Annotated in this window: 2 protein-coding genes; both read left to right on the top strand. The window is 68.3% G+C overall.

What is annotated here, in order from left to right:
- The first annotated feature begins 106 nt into the window (after positions 1-106).
- Positions 107-10,771 (top strand): amino acid adenylation domain-containing protein, encoded by a 10,665-nt coding sequence (locus tag ACTMSW_RS16585; protein WP_441181503.1) that lies wholly within the window; start codon positions 107-109, stop codon positions 10,769-10,771.
- Entirely contained in the window at positions 10,764-20,432 is a 9,669-nt protein-coding gene (locus ACTMSW_RS16580; protein WP_441181502.1) for an amino acid adenylation domain-containing protein, read from the top strand. Before ACTMSW_RS16585 ends, ACTMSW_RS16580 begins: the two co-directional genes overlap by 8 nt.
- The last annotated feature ends 15 nt before the right edge of the window (positions 20,433-20,447 follow it).

Here is a 20,447-nt window from a genome sequence, read left to right as displayed (position 1 = left end):
TTGCGATGGCCGTCGCCTGGAAACGGTCCGCGGCTCATTGGCACTATCCAACGGTCTATACCTGCCCACAGGTAGAAACTCGGCAGTAAAGGGTGTCTGATTCGCAATGAGCGAGGAAATCGTCGAAGCATGCTACCCGATGACTCCCACCCAACAGGGAATCATGTTTCAGAGCGCCTTCGGGGGCAGGTCCGGGCTCTTCCACGTCCAGGTGGAGTTCCGCATCGAGCGTGATCTCCACGTCGAGGCGTTCCGCCAGAGCTGGTCGCATGTCATGGAGCGGCACCCCGCGCTGCGAACGGTCTTCCGTGACCTGCAGGGCCAGACGCCGCAGCAGACGGTCCTCAAGTGGATCGACGTCCCCTTCACGGTCGAGGACTGGCGTGGGCTGAGCGCCGACGAGCAGCGGAGCCGGCTGCGCTCCTACCGGCAGCAGGACCTCGCCGCCGGCTTCTCCCTGCACGAGCCGCCGCTCTGGCGGATCCACGTCGCTCGACTCGACGAGGCGTGCTACCAGGTCGTCTGGAGTCTCCACTACATCATCCTCGACGGGTGGAGCCAGACGACCGTCCTCCGCGAGGTCGAGGCGTACTACGGCCACCTGACGGCTCAGCACGCGCTGGAGCTCGCCCCCGCGACGCCCTACCAGGAATACGTGGAGTGGTTGGGCCGCCAGGACATCGACCGGGCCGAGCAGTACTGGCGCACCGAGCTGGCGTCGGTCGCCCCGGCGGCACCGCTGCCGGTGGAGCGGAGGACCCCGCCGCACGAGGAGCCGGGCACCGAGCCTTCGCCGGCCGCGTACGACCAGATGCGCCTCCTGCTGGACGAGGAGGAGACGGCCCGCCTGGTCGCGGTGGGCGAGGGGCACGGTCTGTCGCCCGAGGCGCTCCTCCGGGGCTGCTGGGCTCTGGTGCTGAGCCGGTACACCGGGGGCGGCGAGACCGTCCTCGGTGTGACCGTCTCCGGCCGCTCCGGTGATCTGCCGGGAGTCGAGCAGGTGGTGGGCCTGCTCATCAACACGCTCCCGCTGCGTGTCGAGGTGCCGGGATCGATGCCGTGGGCCGAGTGGATGCACGGTCTGCAACGCCGGTACGCCGACATCCAACGGTACGAGCACAGCCCGTTGCTGCTGATCCAGCAGTGGAGCGACATCGGCTCCGGCAACGCGTTGTTCGACAACGTCTTCTCCGTGGAGCACGGGACCGAGCAGGGCTCCGGCACGGTGCTGCCGATGACCGGGCGGCGCGAGGAGACCCGCGTCCCCTACCCGCTCAGTGTCGTCGTCACGCCCGGGAGCCGGTTGGCGATCACGATCCACTTCGACACCCAGCGCTTCGACGGCCGGGCGATCGAGGCGATGCTGGGTCACCTGCGCCGGACCTGCTCGGAACTGGTGCGCCTGCCCCAGGCCCGCCTGGCCGACATCTCACTGCTCACGCCCGAGGAACACACCCGACTCGTCCACGAGTGGAACGACACCCGGGTGCCGTACGCCCGGGAGCTCTGCATCCATCAGCTGTTCGAGCAGCAGGTGAAGCGGTCCCCCGACGCGACCGCCCTGCTCTTCCAGGACCGCAGCTGGACCTACGCGGAGATCAACAAGCAGGCGAACCAGATCGCGCACCACCTCAAGGGACTGGGCGTCGGACCCGGCACCCACGTCGCGATCCTGATGGAACGCTCCGCGGAGATGATCCCGGCCCTGCTGGGAATCCTGAAGGCGGGCGGAATCTACGTCCCGCTCGAACCGAACGCCCCGGTCAAGCGCTGGCACGGGATCCTCGACTCCCTGGCAGCTCCCTGCATCATCACCCAGCGCGCCCTGGTGCCCTCGATCCTCCGGGCGGATCCACTGCCCGCGCTCGCTCACCTCGTGTGCGTCGACGACCCCGACGACGATTCCGAACCCCTGTCGCCCGGCCCCTACCGACTGCACGCGTGGGCCGACATCGCCCGGATGCCCCAGGACGACCTGCCGCTGCAGGGAAGCTCACAGGACCTCGCGTACATCATCTTCACGTCCGGCTCGACCGGTACCCCCAAGGGGGTCATGGTCCAGCACGACCCCGTCATCAATCTGATCGAGTGGGTCAACACCACGTTCGCGGTGGGCCCCGACGACCGACTGCTCTTCATCACGTCGCTGAGCTTCGACCTGTCCGTCTACGACATCTTCGGCATCCTGGCCGCCGGTGGCTCCATCCGGCTGGCGTCGCGGCAGGACATCCAGGAGCCGACCCGGCTGCTGGACATCATGTCCAGGGAGCCGATCACCTTCTGGGACTCGGCGCCCGCCGCCCTCATGCAGCTCGTGCCCTTCCTGCCCTCCGGCGACGACGCGACGGCTGCGACGGTCTCGACCTCGCTACGCCTGATCTTCATGAGCGGGGACTGGATCCCGGTCAATTCGCCGGCCATCATGCGGGCCGCGTTCCCCAACGTCCAGGTCGTCGGCCTGGGCGGCGCGACGGAAGCGACCGTCTGGTCGAACTTCTTCCCGATCCGCGAGGTCGACCCCTCCTGGACGAGCATCCCGTACGGCAAGCCGATCCAGAACTCCTGCTACTACGTCCTCGACGAGAACCTGCGGCCCTGTCCCGTCGACGTACCGGGCGACCTCTACATCGGGGGCACCTGCCTGAGCCTCGGCTATGCCGGGGATCCGCAGCTCACCGCCGGCAAGTACGTCGCCTCGCCGTTCAGCGCCGAGCCCGGCGCGCGCATCTACAAGACGGGCGACATGGCCCGGTGGCGTCCCGACGGGAACATGGAGTTCCTGGGACGTACCGACTCGCAGGTCAAGATCCGGGGCTACCGCATCGAGCTCGGCGAGATCGACACGGTCATGAGCAGCCACCCCGTGGTGCAGATCGCCGCGACGCTGGTGCGCCACGACCAGCCCGGCGGCGCCTCGCTCATCTCGTACGTGGTGCTGGATCCCCTACGCGCCCAGGCCGCCGTCCAGGGTGAGGAAGCGGCACTGCTCGACGATCGGCTGCACCACTGGCAGCAGGTCTACGAGAGCTTCGACCAGTTGGAGGCCGCGCCGACCGAGGACGGTGCCGACTACTCGGGCTGGACGAGCAGCTACACGGGTCAGGCCATCCCGCTGGACGAGATGGAGGCCTGGCGGCAGGACACGCTGGCCCTGGTGCGCGCCTACCAGCCGCGGAACCTGTTGGAGATCGGCTGCGGCACCGGCCTGCTGCTCTTCCCCCTCGCCGCCCAGTGCCGCCGCTACTACGGAACCGACTTCTCGGCGGCGGTGCTGCAGTCCGTCCGCCGGCGTCTCGACACGATGCCGGAGATCCGCGACTCCGTCACGCTGCTGCAGCGGCCCGCCGACGATCTCCGGGACCTGCCCACCGAGGACGTCGACACGGTCCTCGTCAACTCGGTCATCCAGTACTTCCCGGACGTCAACTATCTCCTGCGCGTCCTGGACGGCGCCCTCGACCGGGTCGGTCCCGGCGGGCGCATCATCGTAGGTGACGTGCGCAGCCTCCCCCTGCTGGAGGCGTTCCACGCCAGCGTCGAACTGAGCCGCGCATCGGAGACGGCGTCCCGTCAGCAGCTCTGGCAGCGGGTGCAGCAGCGCGTACAGCAGGAGAAGGAGCTGACGCTCGACCCGGCCTTCTTCCGGCACTGGGCGGCGAGCACCGGCCGCATCTCCCGGGTCGAGGTACGGCCCAAGCGCGGACGCCACCTCAACGAGTTGACGCGGTTCCGCTACCAGGTGGTGCTGCACGTCGACGGGGCGCCCACCGCCACCCCGGCCCCGGAGCCGCCCGCCATCCCGGAACACGACTGGTCCGCCGCCGGCCTGACCCTCTCCGGCCTGCGCGAGACGTTGGTGCGTGAGCGACCTGACCGGTTGCGAGTCCGCCACGTGCCGAACGCCCGCGTCACGGCGGCCGCGGCCGACCTGCGCTGGCTCAGGGGCGACTCGAACCTGGAGACGGTCGAGGCGTGGCGGGCCCAGGCGCCGCCGTCCACCGGCGTGGACCCGGAGGACGTCTGGGAGCTGGCCGAGCAGGTCGGCTACCACGCGACCGTCGACTGGGGACGCCACGGCGCGGACGGCAGCTACACGGTCCTGTTCCGGCGTGCCGATGTCGAGCACGGCGAGGTGGACGAGGAGGAGCGCATCGACCCCGCGGCGGCGGGCGAAGGCGACCGCGACTGGCAACGCTACGCCAACCACCCGCTCCGGGCCGAGATCGAGGACCTCCTGGTCCCGCAGATCAGGGCGTACCTCCAGGAACGGCTGCCCGAGTACATGGTGCCGTCCGACCTCGTCGTCCTCGACGCCCTGCCGGTCACCTCGAGCGGCAAGCTCGACCGCCGGGCCCTTCCGCTCGCGCAGGCCGGCCAGTCGACGGGGTCCTCCACGTACGCACCGTCGCGCAACACGACCGAGGCCCTGCTCGTCTCCATCTACGAACAGGTCCTCTCGCGCAGTCCGATCGGCATCCGGGACGACTTCTTCGACCTCGGTGGTCACTCCCTTCTCGCGGTCCAGCTGGTCGCCCGCATCCGTCAGGTGTTCTCCGTAGAGCTGCCGGTGCACAGCTTCTTCGATCTGCCGACGATCGCCCAGCTCGCCCCGGAGCTGCAACGACTCCAGGCGGAGCTGCAACCGCTGCGACTGCCGCCGCTGCTTCCCGCTCCGCGGAACGCTCCGCTGCCCGCGAGCTTCGACCAGCAACGCCTCTGGTTCCTGGACCGTCTGCATCCCGGCAGCAACTTCTACACCGTCAACTGGCTGGTCCCCTGGTCACCGGAGGTGTCCCGGAGCGTCCTCGAGGCCGGCCTGCACGAGATGCTCCGCCGCCACGAGAGCCTGCGCACCACCTTCCGCGAGGAGGACGGACAGGTCTGGCAGGTCATCTCGGACGACTGGCGCGTCGACCTCCCGGTGGTCGACCTCTCCACGGTCCCCGCGGACCTTCGGGAGACGCGGGCGCAGGACGAGATCCGTGAGTGGTGGGGAAAGCCGTTCGACCTGGTCGCGGGCCCCCTGCTGCGTACCGTGCTGATCAACCTCTCGGACACCGAGCAGGTCCTGGTCTTCAGCGCCCACCACACGGTGTTCGACGGCTACTCGATCGGCCTGTTCGGTCAGGAGCTCCTCCAGCTGTGTCACGCGCTGGCGGGTGATGCGCCCAGCCCCCTGCCGGAGCTGGCCGTCCAGTACGCGGACTACGCCGTGTGGCAGCGGAACTGGCTGGGCGAGGAGTGGCTCCAGTTCCATCTCGCCTACTGGAAGGAGCAGTTGGCCGAGGCGCCCGAGCTGCTCACCCTGCCCACCGACTTTCCACGGCCGGAGGTGCAGAGGTACCAGGGATCGTTCCTGAGGCGACAGCTGTCTCCCGACCTGACCGAGGACATCACGCGCGTCAGCGGCGAGGCGCAGGTGACGAACTACATCACGATGCTCGCCGCCGCCGCCGTGCTCCTGTCCCGCTACAGCCGGCAGGACGTGGTCGTCATCGGTGTGCCCATCGCCAATCGTCATCGCGTCGAGCTGGAGCCGATGATCGGCTTCCTGGTCAACACGGTGGCTCTCCGCGTGGACCTGCGCGGCAACCCCAGCTTCGCCACCGTCCTGCTCCAGGTTCGCAAGCAGTTGTTCGACGCCCAGAGTCACCAGGAGATCCCCTTCGACCGGGTCGTCGAGGCCCTGAGCCCCGAGCGCAACCTGAGTTACAACCCGGTCTTCCAGGTCATGGTCGCGGACGAGAGCCTGCCACTGCTCGAACATGTATCGGACTCCGTGCAGGCGAAGCCGTGGATGCACAGGATGATCGAAGAGGGTATGAGTCTCCGCGTCGCGCGCTTCGACCTCGTGCTCATGGTCCAGGAGGACGCCGAAGGGCTTCGGCTCGGCCTGGAATACAACACGGATCTCTTCCAGGAGCGCACGGTCGCCCGGATGGCCGACCACTTCGAGGCGCTCCTCGAATCCGCGCTGGCGCAGCCCGGTCAGCCTGTCCAGCGCCTGTCGATGCTCCCCGAGGCCGAACGTGCGCAGGTGGTCGACCAGTGGAACACCTCCACGACGACGGAGACCGCGCCGGAGTACCTGCACGAGTTGTTCGAGGCGCGGGCGTCGGAGACGCCGGACGCGGTGGCGGTGGTGTATGAGGACGAGCAGCTCAGCTACGGCGAGTTGAATTCTCGGGTCAACCAGTTGGCGCGTGCGTTGCAGACCCGCGGCGTGGGGCCGGACGTGCTGGTCGGTCTGTGTCTGGATCGGTCGGTCGAGGTGCTGGTGGGCCTGCTCGGCATCCTCAAGGCCGGTGGGGCGTACGTGCCGCTGGACCCGGGGTATCCGGCGGACCGGCTGGCGTTCCTGGTGGAGGATGCGAGCCTGCGGCTGGTCCTGACGCAGTCGCATCTGAAGACGAAGTTCGCGACGGACGGTGTGCCGACGATCTGCCTGGACACCGAGTGGGTGTCACTTGTGTCGGGAGAGTCGACGCAGGCGCCGATGGCGGGGCTCGCTCCGGACAACGTGGCGTACATCCTCTACACGTCGGGGTCGACGGGCCGGCCCAAGGGCGTGATGGTGACGCATCGGGGTCTGAACCAGGTGTTGCCATGGCAGCGCGAACACGACTGTCTTGCCCGGCCGCAGCGTGTGTCGCAGATCGCGTCGTACAGCTTCGATTTCTCGGTGTGGGAGATCCTCATGCCGATGGTGGCCGGTGGGACGCTGCACATTCCGGCGCGCGGCGTGCACATGATCGGTGCGGATCTGCGTGACGTGCTGGTCGAGCGGGCGATCGAGAACCTGTGCGTCACGCCGGGGGCGTTGGCGACGTTGCCGGCCGGTGAGCTTCCGCATCTGCGGACGGTGATGGTCGGTGGGGAGGCCTGCTCGCCGGATCTGGTTCGTACGTGGGCGCCGACGCGGACGTTCTTCAACCTGTACGGGCCGACGGAGACGACGATCTTCGTTACCGGCACGGTGATCGACGAACACCTGGACGCGGTGCACCTGGGTCGGCCGATCACGAACGCGGAACTGTACATTCTCGACGCCCATCTGCAGCCGGTGCCGGTGGGGGTTCCGGGTGAGCTGTACATCGGCGGTGTGGGTGTCTCACGTGGTTATCTGAACCGCCCGGAGTTGACTGCCGAGTACTTCGTGGCGAATCCGTTCGGTGCGCCGGGCAGCCGCCTGTATCGCAGTGGTGACCTGGTGCGGTATCTGCCCGACGGCACCATCGAATTCATCGGTCGGGTCGACCACCAGGTCAAGATCCGCGGCTTCCGCATCGAACTGGGCGAGATCGAGAACGCCCTGATGCAGCACCCCCAGGTGCAGCATGCCACCGTGCTCGTGCACGAGCAGGGGAACACCAAGCGGCTGGTCGCCTATCTCGATGCGCGCGAGGCTCCGTCTCCCGACGCTCTCCAGCTCTTCCTCAGCGATCGGCTGCCCAGCTACATGGTGCCGAGCGTCTTCGTTCCCCTGGACGGTCTGCCACTCAATTCCAGCGGCAAGGTGGACCGGCGGGCCCTGGCTGCGATTCCCTGGCAGCAGTACGCCGCCACCCCCAGGACGAACTACGTCGCCCCCCGCAATCACGTCGAGGAGCAGTTGGCGGAGATCTGGGGAACGGTGTTGGGTGTCGCCGAACCGGTGAGCATCCACGACAACTTCTTCGCGCTGGGTGGCGACTCGATCGTCAGTCTGCAGGTCATCTTCCGTGCGAAGCAGCTCGGCCTGCATTTCTCCGTGAAGCAGCTCTTCCAGTACCAGACCATCGCCGAGTTGGGGCCGTTGGTGGTGCGGCAGGACGTGTCGGTCGTGCGGGCGGAGCAGGGCGTGGTCGCCGGTGCGGTGGAGTTGACGCCGATCCAGCGGTGGTTCTTCGCCCAGGGGTTCGCTCAGGCGGAGCACTTCAACCAGGCGCTTCTGCTGTCGGTGCCGGCGGAGGTGTCGGCGGAGCAGTGGCAGCGGGTTCTGCTGCGTCTGTTGGCGCACCATGACGGGCTGCGCGCCCGCTACGTCCGGGCCGAGGGCGGTTGGCGGGCTGAGCTGGCCGGCCCGCCGGAGGTGGCGCCGTGGCAGGTGCACGACCTGTCGTCGTTGCCACCGGCGCAACGGGCGGACCAGCTGGCGGCCGTGGCCGAGGGAGTCCAGGCGAGTCTGGAACTGTCCGAGGCGCCGTTGTTCAGGTCGGTCCTGTTCACCGGTCTGGACGAGGGGCCCCGGCTGCTTCTGGTGGCGCACCACCTGGTGGTCGACGTCGTCTCCTGGCGGATCCTGCTGGAGGACCTCGCGGCCCTGATCGAGCAGGTGCGGCAGGGGCAGGAGTTCGTCCTCCCGGCCAAGTCCAGTTCCTGGCAGCAGTGGGCGGAGCGCCTGGGTCAGGAGGCGCTGAGCGACACCACCGCGCAGGAGCTCGCGTACTGGCTGGAGCACGTCGAGCCGACGCGGCCGCTCCCCGTGGACGGGCCCGACCACGAGAACACGACCGGCCGCAGCCGTGTGTACGAGGCGAGTCTCAGCCGGGAGGAGACCCAGGGCCTCTTGCAGGCCGTTCCGGCCGCCTTCGACACCCGGGTGAACGACGTGCTGCTGACGGCTGTCGCGTCGGCGGTCGGGTCGTGGACGGGTGACTCGCATGTCCGGGTCGACGTCGAGGGTCATGGTCGGGAGGACCTGTTCGACGATGTGGACCTCTCCCGCACGGTCGGCTGGTTCACCACGATCTCGCCGGTGCGGCTTCCGGTCCCGTCCCTGGCCGCGATGGGCGAGGGACTGAAGGAGATCAAGGAACTGCTCCGCCGCCGGCCCCGACAGGGCATCGGCTACGGCCTTCTCCTGGACACCGAGGCCGGCGCCCGGCTCCGACAGGCCCCGGCTGCCCAGGTCAGCTTCAACCACCTCGGCGCATTCGAGGGCGACGACAGCTTCGCCGCCGCGTACGAGGCCATTGATTCGGACATCGGGCCGGACAATCACCGTCCCTACCTGATCGACATCGTGAGCCGTATCCAGGACGGCGAACTGCGGATGCAGTGGACCTACGACGGGTCGGCCCACCAGCGGCAGACCGTCGAACGTGTCGCCCGGCAGGCGCTGGAGGTGTTGAACCACCTCGCCGGCGAGGCCCGGCGTCCCGAGGTCAGCGGCTACAGCCCGTCGGACCTGCCGGTGAGTGACCTGACCCAGCCGGAGATCAACGACCTGGTCGGGCAACTGCGCCCGCTTCCGGTCTGGCAGGACAGCGACCGGGTCCGCCCGCTGGAGGACTGCTACCCGCAGACCCCACTGCAACAGGGCCTGTGGTTCCAGAGCCAGTACGCGCAGGGTCAGGGCCTCTACCACGTCCAGCTGATCCACGACCTTCAGCAGGAGCTGCGGGTCGACCTCTTCCGGCAAGCCTGGGCCGAGGTCATGCGACGCCACCCCATCCTGCGCACCAGCTTCTGGGCCCTGCCGGAACACGAGCCCCTGCAACTGGTCTGGCGCCAGATACCCGTACCACTGGACGTGCGGGACTGGCGCGACGAGAGCCCCACGCGGCAGCAGCAGCTTCTGGACGCCTATCTCGAGACCGACCGTGTGCGGGGGTTCGATCCCTACGAAATTCCCCAGTGGCGCATGCTGCTCGCCCGCACCGCCGACGACAACCACCAGTTCGTCCTGAGCATGCACCACGCCATCCTCGACGGCTGGAGCTACGCCCTGCTCCTGGCCGAGGTCGTGCAGACCTACGACGCGCTCGTCCACGGGGCCCGGGAGGCCCTGCATCCGACGCGCCCCTACCGCGACTACGTGGCCTGGTTCAAAGAGCAGGACATGCAGCAGGCCGAGCGCTACTGGCGCGAGACCCTGCACGGGGTCGAGGAGGCAACCCCGTTCAGTATCGAACGCCATGACGTGACCCCGCCCCCGTCGTCGGGACCGGGCCGTCATGCCGAAGCGAGTCTGCTCTTCGGTGTGGAGGAGAGCATCCGCCTGCAGGAACTCGCCCAACGGCACCGGCTGACGCTCAACACCATCCTCCAGGGCTGCTGGGCCCTCCTGCTCGGCCGCTACGAGGACACGGACGACGTCGTGTTCGGTGTGGTGGTCTCCGGGCGGCCCGCGGAGATCCCGGACATCGAGCGGACAGCCGGCCTCTTCATCAACACACTGCCGCTCCGCGTCCGCCTGCCGGCCGGGATGCCCTGGCTGGACTGGGTGCGCGGTCTGCAGGAGCAGAACCTCCAGATGCGGCAGTACGAGTACAGCCCTCTCGACCGGGTGCAGCGCTGGAGTGGGCTGCCGTCCGGCTCCCCATTGTTCAACAGCCTCTTCGTGTTCGAGAACTATCCGGTGGAACAGGCGCCGGCAGCGGCCCTACGTCTGGAGAAGCCGCGTTCCGAGGAGCGGATCCATTACCCGTTGGGCGTCGTCGCGACGCTCCAGGGTCAGCAACTGCACTTCATCGTCCAGTACGACCCGCGGCGTTTCGACCCCGAGACGATCGAACGCGTACTGGCCCATGTCCAGTACATCTGCGCCCAGGCGGTCGAGTCGCCCGAAGCGCGACTGGCGCAGTTCTCGATCCTCACGCAGCAGGAACATCTCCAGGTACTTCAGGGGTGGAACACGCCGCCAGACGACGCCACAGATCCGTCGACCGATGAACAGGAACTCCTGGCGCAACTCGTCGCGGAGATCCAGCAGCTCTCGTCCGAGGACCTGATCGCACAGCTCCACGATTCTTCGCCTGCTGCAGAGAAGAGTGATCCGAATGAATGAGCGTCTCCCTCAGCAAATATCGCAGCTCTCCGAGGAGCAGCAGAAGTTGCTGCGCCTGCGCCTCCAGCAGATGAAGCAGAAGGCGGAGCACCCGGCGTGTTTCCATGAGATGTTCGAGACGCAGGTCCGTCGGTTCCCCGACCGTGTGGCGTTGGTGTCCGGGAATTCCCAGTTGAGCTACGCCGCCCTCGACGAACTGTCGAACCGGCTCGCCCATCTTCTCCGCGGCGAGGGTGTCGGCCCCGAGACGCTGGTCGGGCTGTGCGTCCCGCGGTCGACGGAGATGGTGGTCGGCCTGCTGGCCATCCTGAAGGCCGGCGGCGCCTACGTGCCACTCGACTCCACGTACCCCCGCGAGCGTCTGGCGTACATGGCCACCGATGCCCGGTTGAGTGTCCTGCTGACGCGGCAGTCCCTGGTCGACCTGCTGCCGGACTGCGACGCGACGGTGCTGGACATCGACGCCCTGTGGTCCCGGTTGCCCGACTGGCCCGCCGAAGCTCCGGTTGCCGGAGTCACCGCGGACAACCTGGCCTACGTGATCTACACGTCCGGCTCCACCGGACAGCCCAAGGGGGTCCAGGTCCCTCATCGGGGAATCCGCTCCCTCGTCCAGTGGCAGCGGGACAACTTCCACCTCGACACGCCTCAACGAGTGCTGCAGAGCACCCCGCTCAGCTTCGACATCTCGGTCTGGGAGGTGTCCACGGCCCTGCTCTCCGGCAGCACCCTCGTCCTGGCGCCGCCCGACCTGAAGATGATCGGTACCGATCTCGCCGACTTCCTCGACGAGCAGGCGATCGAGAACATCGGCCTCACCCCCTCCGCGCTGGCTACGCTGCCGGCGGCCTCCCTGCCCTCGCTGCGGTACATCGGCGTCGGCGGCGAAGCCTGCCCCCTCGACCTCGTCCGGGTGTGGGCGGCGGACCGCGGCTTCTTCAACGGGTACGGCCCCACCGAGACCACCGTCGCCGTGTGCCTCGCCCGCTTCGGGCCCGACCTGCAACGCGTCCACATCGGTCGGCCGGTCCCCGGCGCCCAGGTCTACATCCTCGACTCGCGCCTCCAGCCGGTGCCCGTCGGCGTCGCGGGTGAGCTCTACATCGGCGGCAGCACGGTGACGCGCGGTTACCTGGGGCGGCCCGATCTGACTGCCGAGGTCTTCATCGCCGACCCGTTCGGTCAGCACCCGGGCGGCCGTCTCTACAAGACCGGCGATCGCGTCCGCTACCTGGCCGACGGCACGATCGAGTTCCTGGGACGGATCGACGCCCAGGTCAAGATCCGTGGTTTCCGCGTCGAGCTGGGTGAGATCGAGAGTGCGCTGACCGAGCATCCCCGGGTGCGGAGTGCCGCCGTGCTGCTGCACGAGGAGACGAGCACCAAACGGCTGGTGGCCTATGTCGTGTCCCGCGAGCCGCTGACTCCCGAGGCCCTGCAGGCCTTCCTGGCTGATCGACTGCCCAGCCACATGGTGCCGAGTGTCTTCGTCGCTCTGGACGCTCTGCCCCTCGACCCCAACGGCAAGCTCGACCGGCGGGCCCTGGCCGCGCTGCCCTGGGAGCAGCACGCCTCCACGCCGAAGGGGGAGTACGTCGCTCCCCGCAACCTGGTCGAGGAGCAGCTCGCCGAGATCTGGCGGGCGGTGCTGGGCGCTGCCGACCCGGTGAGCATCCACGACAACTTCTTCGGCCTCGGCGGCGACTCGATCCTGAGTCTGCAGGTCATCTTCCGCGCGAAGCAGCTCGGCCTGCACCTGACCGTCAAGCAGCTCTTCGAGCACCCGACGATCGCCGAGTTGGGGTCGGTGGTGGTGCGGCGGGATGCGGCGGTCGTGCGGGCGGAGCAGGGCGTGGTGACCGGTGCGGTGGGGTTGACCCCGATCCAGCGGTGGTTCTTCGCCCAGGGGTTCGCGCAGGCGGAGCACTTCAACCAGGCGCTTCTGCTGACGGTGTCGGCAGAGGTGACGGCGGAGCAGTGGCAGCGGGTCCTGCTGCGCCTGCTGGAGCACCATGACGGGCTGCGCGCCCGGTACCTCCGCACCGGGGACGGGCGGCAGGCGGAACTGACCGGCCCGCCGGAGGCGGCGCCGTGGCAGGTGCACGACCTGTCGTCCCTGCCGTCTGAGGCGCGCGAAGAGCGGCTGATGCAGGTGGCGCAGCAGGCGCAGACGAGTTTCGACCTGGCCGAGGCGCCGTTGTTCCGGGCTGTTCTCTTCACCGGGCTGGACGACGGGCCCCGTCTGCTGCTGGTGGCGCATCACCTGGTGGTCGACGTCGTGTCCTGGCGGATCCTGCTGGAGGATCTGGCGGCCCTGACCGAGCAGGTGCGGCAGGGGCGGGAGTTGGTGCTTCCGGCCAAGTCCACGTCCTGGCAGCAGTGGGCGGAACGCCTGGGTCAGGAGGCGCGCAGCGACATCACGATGCAGGAGCTCCCGTACTGGCTGGAGCAGAGCGAGGTCACCGAGCCGCTTCCGCTCGACGGGTCCGACCGCGACAACACGACCGCCTCCCGCCGCGTGCAGGAGGTGAATCTGACCCGGGAGGAGACGAAGGCCCTTCTGCAGGCCGTTCCGGCGGCGTTCGACACCCGGGTCAACGACGTGCTGCTGACCGCCGTGGCGTCGGCGGTGGGGTCGTGGACGGGTAACTCGCACGTGCGGATCGACGTCGAGGGGCACGGTCGGGAGGACCTGTTCGACGACGTGGACCTGTCCCGCACGGTCGGGTGGTTCACGACGATCTCACCGGTGCGACTTCCGGTGCCGTCCTCGACGGCGCTGGGCGAGGGGCTGAAGGAGATCAAGGAACTGCTCCGCCGCCGGCCGCGGCAGGGCATCGGCTACGGCCTGCTCCGCGACAGCGACACCGAAGCCGGCGTCCAGCTCCGGCAGGCCCCCGCCGCCCAGATCAGCTTCAACCACCTCGGCGAGTTCGACGGGACCTTCGCCGGCGACTTCGCTGCCGCCCCCGAAGCCATCGGCCCGGACGTCGGGCCGGCGAACCAGCGTCTCTACCTGATCGACATCGTGAGCCGGATCCAGGACGGCGAGCTGCGGATGCAGTGGTCCTTCAACGAGTCGGCCCACCACCGGCAGACCGTCGAACGTGTCGCCCAGCAGACACGGGACGTTCTCCAACAGCTCATCCGTGAGGCCCAGCGCCCCGACGTGAGCGGCTACAGCCCGTCGGACCTGCCGGCGAGTGGCCTGACCCAGCCGGAGATCAACGACCTGGTCGGGCAACTGCGTACGTTTCCGGTCTGGCAGGACAGCGACCGTGTCCGCCCGCTGGAGGACTGCTACCCGCAGACCCCGCTCCAGCAGGGCCTCTGGTTCCAGAGCCAGTACGCCCAGGGCCAGGGCCTCTACCACGTCCAGGTGGTCCTGAAGATCGAGCAGGACCTGCGTGTCGACCTCTTCCGGCAAGCCTGGGCCGAGGTCATGCGGCGCCACCCCATTCTGCGCACCAGCTTCCGGGCGATGCAGGAACACGAGCCCCTGCAACTGGTCTGGCGGCACATACCCGTACCACTGGACGTGCGGGACTGGCGCGACGAGAGCCCCGCGCGGCAACAGGAACGCCTCGACGACTATCTCCAGCACGAGCGCAGCCGGGGATTCGACCCGCACGAGGTGCCCCAGTGGCGGATGCTGCTCGCCCGCACCGCCGACGACAACTACCAGTTCGTCCTGAGCGCCCACCACGCCATCCTCGACGGCTGGAGCAACAGCGTGCTCCTGGCCGAGGTCGTGCAGACCTACGACGCGCTCGTCCGTGGCCGCCAGGAGGCACTGCCGCTGACCCGCCCGTACCGCGACTACGTGGCCTGGCTGAAGGAGCAGGACATGCAGCAGGCCGAACGCTACTGGCGCGAGACCCTGCACGGGGTCGACCAGGCCGCCCCCCTCAGCGTGGAGCGCAAGAAGGAGTCCCAGGGCCCGGCGGAGCCGGCCGTGTCGGCGATGGTCAGCGCGTTCCTGGACGAGGAGGAGACCGCCCGGCTGCAGGAGCTGGCCCAGGCTCACCACCTGACCTTGAACACGGTGATGCAGGGCTGCTGGGCCCTGCTGTTGAGCCGTTACAGCCGCAGCGAAGACGTCATCTTCGGCTCCGTGGTGTCCGGGCGTCCTCCGGAGTTCGAGGGCGCGGAACGGATGATCGGCCTCTTCATCAACACCCTGCCGGTACGCGTGCAGGTTCCCGGTCGGACGACCGGGCTCGAATGGCTGCGGCAGCTCCAAGAGCAGAACATGCGGATGCGGCAGTACGAGTACAGCCCGCTGATCCAGGTGCAGCAGTGGAGTGAGATCCCCGCCGACGGTCAGCTCTTCGAGAGCCTCTTCGTCTTCGAGAACTACCCGCTCGAAGCGACTGCCGACAGCGCCCTGCGTTTCACGGTGGTCGACGCGGAGGAGCGGACCCACTTCCCGCTCAACGTCGTGATCAACCCCGGCGAGCAGCTCGGGATCAGCATCCTGTACGACACGCAGCGCTTCGACAGCCGCACCGTCGACGGCATGCTCGCGCACATGCGGCAGACCTGCCGCGCGCTGATCAGCGCGCCGCAGACGAGACTGGCCGAGCTCACGATGCTCACCGACAGCGAGCGCGTCCGGATCCTCGAGGAGTGGAACACCTCCACCACGACGGACACCGCGCCGGAGTACCTGCACGAGTTGTTCGAGGCGCAGGCGTTGCGGACGCCCGACGCGGTGGCGTTGGTGCACGGGGAGGAGCAGCTCAGCTATGGCGAGTTGAACCGCCGGGCGAACCAGCTCGCGCGATTCCTCCAGGCCCGGGGCGTCGGGCCCGAGGTGCTGGTCGGTCTGTGCCTGGAGCGGTCGGTCGAGGTGCTGGTGGGTCTGCTCGGCATTCTCAAGGCCGGCGGGGCGTACGTGCCCCTGGACCCGGGGTACCCGGAGGACCGGCTGGCCTTCCTCATCGAGGACGCCGGTCTGCGCCTGATCCTCACCCAGGCCCACCTGGCACCGAAGCTGTCGACGGGTGACGTGCCGACGGTGTGTCTCGACACCGGTTGGGCGGAGGTCTCCGGTGAGTCGGCGGAGGCTCCGGTGGTGGTGGGGCTGGGTCCGGAGAATCTGGCTTACATCATCTACACGTCGGGGTCGACGGGTCGGCCCAAGGGTGTGATGGTGGCGCATCGGTGCCTGAATCATGTGGTGCCGTGGCAGCGGGAGTACGAGTGTCTGGCCCGGCCGCAGCGGGTTCTGCAGGTGGCGTCGTACAGTTTCGATTTTTCGGTGTGGGAGATTCTCATGCCGTTGTTGGTCGGTGGGACGCTGCATGTTCCGCGGCGTGGTGTGCACATGATCGGCTCGGATCTGCGTGAGGTGCTGGTCGAGCGGGCAATCGAGAATTTGAGTTTCACGCCGGGTGCGTTGGCGACGTTGCCGACGGGTGGGTTGCCGCATCTTCGGACGTTGGTGGTCGGTGGTGAGGCGTACTCGCCGGATCTGATCCGGTCGTGGGCGCCGGGGCGGACGTTCTTCAACGTGTACGGGCCGACGGAGACGACGATCTTCGCTACCGGAACGGTGATCGACGAGCACCTGGACGTGCTGCACATGGGGCGGCCGATCACGAATGTGGAGGTGTACGTCCTCGACGCGTATCTGCAGCCGGTGCCGGTGGGTGTGCCGGGTGAGTTGTACATCGGAGGCGTGGGTGTCACCCGGGGCTATCTGAATCGTCCGGAGTTGACCGCGGAGTATTTCGTGGCGAATCCGTTCGGGGAGCCGGGTAGTCGTCTGTATCGCAGTGGTGACCTGGTGCGGTATCTACCCGAGGGCGCCATCGAGTTCGTGGGTCGGGTCGACCACCAGGTGAAGATTCGCGGCTTCCGCATCGAACTCGGCGAGATCGAGAACGCCCTCCTGCAACACCCCCAGGTACGCACCTGCGCCGTGCTGGTCCTGCCGGACGGTTCGGGGCAGCGTCTGGTCGCCTACGTCGAGCCGGAGCAGGGAGCCGGCGATCTCGGCGAGGCACTGCGTACGTACCTGGGCGAGAAGCTGCCCCGGCACATGGTGCCGTCGGCCTTCGTCTGTCTGGAGACGTTGCCGCTCAACCGGAACGGCAAGCTGAACCGCCGGGCGCTCCCGCTGCCCGAGGAGACCTCGGCGGCGCCCCTCGCCGAGGGGGCACTCCCGCGTACGAAGACAGAGGCCCTGCTGGCGACCATCTTCGAGCAGGTCCTCGGTCGTACCCCCATCGGCATCTTCGACGACTTCTTCACCCTCGGCGGGCACTCGCTGCTCGCGGTCCAGGTCGTCGCGCGCATCCGCCACACCTTCGACATCGAGGTGCCGGTCCGGGTGATCTTCGAGCAGCCGACCATCGCCCAGGTGGCCGTCGAGCTGGAGCGCCTGCAGCAGAACCAGCAGGCGCAGCCGACCGCGCCGCTGGTGCCCGTACCGCGGGACCGGCCGTTGCCCGCGACCTTCGACCAGCAACGGCTCTGGTTCATGGACCGGCTCAACCCCGACAGCGCCTTCTACACGGTCGGCTGGCTGCTCTTCTGGCCCGAGGCGTTGGACTCGGACGTGCTCAGGGCCGGTCTGCGCAGTCTGATCGAGCGCCACGAGACGTTGCGTACCACCTTCCACCAGCGCGACAGCCGCGTCTGGCAGGTCGTCGCCGACGAGGCTGAGGTCGCGTTGTCCGAGGTGGACATCTCGGACGTGCCCCAGGACCAACGGGAAGCGGCGAAGCGGCTCATCGTCGACTGGTGGAGCCGCCCCCTGGACCTGGCGCAGGGGCCGCTCCTGCGGACGTTGGTCATCCGTTTGTCCGCCACCGAGGCGGTCCTGGCGTTCACCGCCCACCACACCGTCGTCGACGGGTACTCGATCCGGCTCTTCAACCGCGAGCTGCGGCAGCTCTACCAGGCGGCCGCGGCCGGTGAGCCCTCGCCCCTGCCGGCGCTCCCCGTCCAGTACGCGGACTACGCCGTCTGGCAGCAGCAGTGGCTCGAGGAAGAGCGCCTGCGCCCGCACCTGGACTACTGGAAGGAGCAGCTGGCCGACGCCCCGGTGTTGATCACGCTGCCCCTCGACCGGCCGCGGCCGGCGGTGCAGACCTTCCGCGGCGCGACTCTCACCGGTTCGCTCTCACCCGCCGTGACGCACCAGGTGAAGCAGATCAGCCTCGACAACCAGACGACACAGTTCATCACCGTGCTGAGTGCCTTCGCCGTGCTCCTGTCGCGGTACAGCGGCCAGCAGAAGGTGGTCATCGGCGTGCCGATCGCCAACCGGAACCGCATCGAGACCGAACCTCTGATCGGATTCCTGGTCAACACGGTCGCCCTCTGTGTGGATCTCGACGGCGATCCGGAGTTCGGAAAGGTGCTCGAGCAGGTCCGTTGGAAGCTGTTGGACGCGCAGAGCCACCAGGAGATTCCCTTCGAGCGCATCGTCGAGGAGCTGAAGCCGGAGCGCAGCTCCAGCTACAGCCCCATCTTCCAGGTGATGTTCACCGGCCTGGACAAGATCTTCGAGGAGCTGCCGGAGGAGCCGGAGGAACCGGCCTGGATGCAGGACGTCACGAACGACGGGGTGGGAGTCGCGAAGTTCGACGTCGGACTCAGCCTCCAGGAGAAGGCCGGCGCGCTGCAGTACACCTTCGAGTACGCCACCGACCTGTTCGACGAGAGCACGATCGCCCGGATGGCCGGGCACTTCGAAACCCTGATCGAGGGGGCGTTGTCCGCGCCCGGTACGCCGGTGACCAGCCTGCCGCTCCTCAGCGACGCGGAGAGCGTCCAGAGGATCGAGACGTGGAACGCGACGCGGGATGATGACCTGCTGCAGCCGGGCTGCCTGCACGAACTGGTCGAGGCACAGGCCCGACGTACTCCCGATCGCGTCGCCCTGTCGTACGAGGATCAGCAGCTCAGTTACGCGGAGCTGGACCGCCGGGCCAACCAGGTGGGCCGGGCCCTGCGGGCGGCGGGCGTCGGACCCGAGACCCGGGTGGGCATCTGCGCGGAGCGTTCCCTGGAGATGGTCATCGGCCTGGTGGGCATCCTCAAGGCCGGCGGCGCCTATGTTCCCCTCGACCCCGCTTACCCGACGGACCGCCTCGCCTTCATGGTCGAGGATGCCCAGATCCAGGCGATCCTGGTGCAACCCCAGACCCGGGAACGGATCGAGGCCCTGGACGCCTCCGCGATCCCGCTGCTCCCGCTCAGCGGTTGCGGAGCCGTCTGGCGGGGGGAGAGCACCGAGCCGCTGGTGAGTGGCGTGGGGCCGGACAACCTGGCCTACGTCATCTACACGTCGGGCTCGACCGGCAAGCCCAAGGGCGCGATGCTGTCGCACCGCGGCATCGGTAACCGACTGCTGTGGATGCAGGACGCCTACGTCCTGCGGGACCAGGACCGCGTCCTGCAGAAGACTCCCTACAGCTTCGACGTCTCGGTCTGGGAGTTCTTCTGGCCCCTGATCGCCGGCGCCCAGCTGCACGTCGCGCGCCCCGAGGGACACCGCGATCCGGGGTACCTGGCCGAGACGATCCAGCGGCAGGGCATCGGCGTGCTGCACTTCGTTCCGTCGATGCTGCAGGCGTTCCTGGACCAGCCGTCCGTCACCGAGCACTGCGACAGCATCAAGCACGTGGTGTGCAGTGGCGAGGCGCTGCCGCTGGACCTCCAGGAGCGCTTCCTCCGCCACCTGCCGGGCGTGCGCCTGCACAACCTCTACGGGCCGACCGAGGCCTCGGTCGACGTGAGCTTCTGGGAGTGCCACCACGTCGAGGGCGCGAGCACCGTACCCATCGGTCGCCCGGTCGCCAACACCCAGCTCCATGTCCTGAACCCGGCCATGGCTCCGGTGCCGGACGGCGTCATCGGTGAACTGTTCATCGGTGGCGTGCAGCTCGCCCGTGGCTACCTGGGGCGCCCGGACCTGACCGCGCAGCACTTCGTGGCCAACCCCTTCGGCGAGGGCCGGCTGTACGCGACGGGCGACCTGGCCCGCTATCGGCGTGACGGTGTCATCGAGTACGTCGGGCGCAAGGACCACCAGATCAAGATCCGCGGTCACCGGATCGAGGTGGGCGAGATCGAGTCCGTGCTGGCGCAGCACTCCGCGATCCAGTCCTGCCTGCTCACGGTGCACGAGGTCACGGCGACCGACAAGCGGCTGGCGGCCTTCTACACCATGCACGAGGGGAAGACGGCGACCGTCGACGAGCTGAAGGAGTACCTGCACCAGCAGCTCCCGGAATACATGATCCCGACCTACTTCGTCGCACTGCCGGAGTTCCCGCTCACCTCCAACGGGAAGGTCGACCGCAAGGCGCTGCCCTCGCTCACCACGATCGTGCGTCAGGCGCAGGAACGGGAGAGCTTCGTCGCGCCCCGGACGGAGACCGAGCGGGCGCTGGCCGAGATCTGGACGAAGCTGCTGAACGTCGAACGGGTGGGCGTCCACGACGACTTCTTCGTCCTCGGCGGTCATTCCCTGCTGGTGGCATCCCTGGCGACCGAGGTGCAGGCGGCATGGGACGTGTCGCTGATGCTGCCGATGGTCTTCCAGAACCGGACGTTGGAGACGCTCGCGCAGGTCATCGACGAGAGCCTCGCCGACGTCGACGGCGAGGAAATGGACGCGGACGAGCTGTTCCAGCTGCCCTGACGTCATCTCGACGAT

This window comes from Micromonospora sp. BQ11 (genome assembly GCF_052068135.1).
Lineage (GTDB): Bacteria > Actinomycetota > Actinomycetes > Mycobacteriales > Micromonosporaceae > Micromonospora.
This window is presented reverse-complemented; position numbering and strand designations above follow the sequence as displayed.

Coding starts and splice junctions, on each gene's coding strand:
- ACTMSW_RS16580 (WP_441181502.1), top strand. CDS start 10,764: ATGAATGAGCGTCTCCCTCAGCAAATATCGCAGCTCTCCGAGGAGCAG.
- ACTMSW_RS16585 (WP_441181503.1), top strand. CDS start 107: ATGAGCGAGGAAATCGTCGAAGCATGCTACCCGATGACTCCCACCCAA.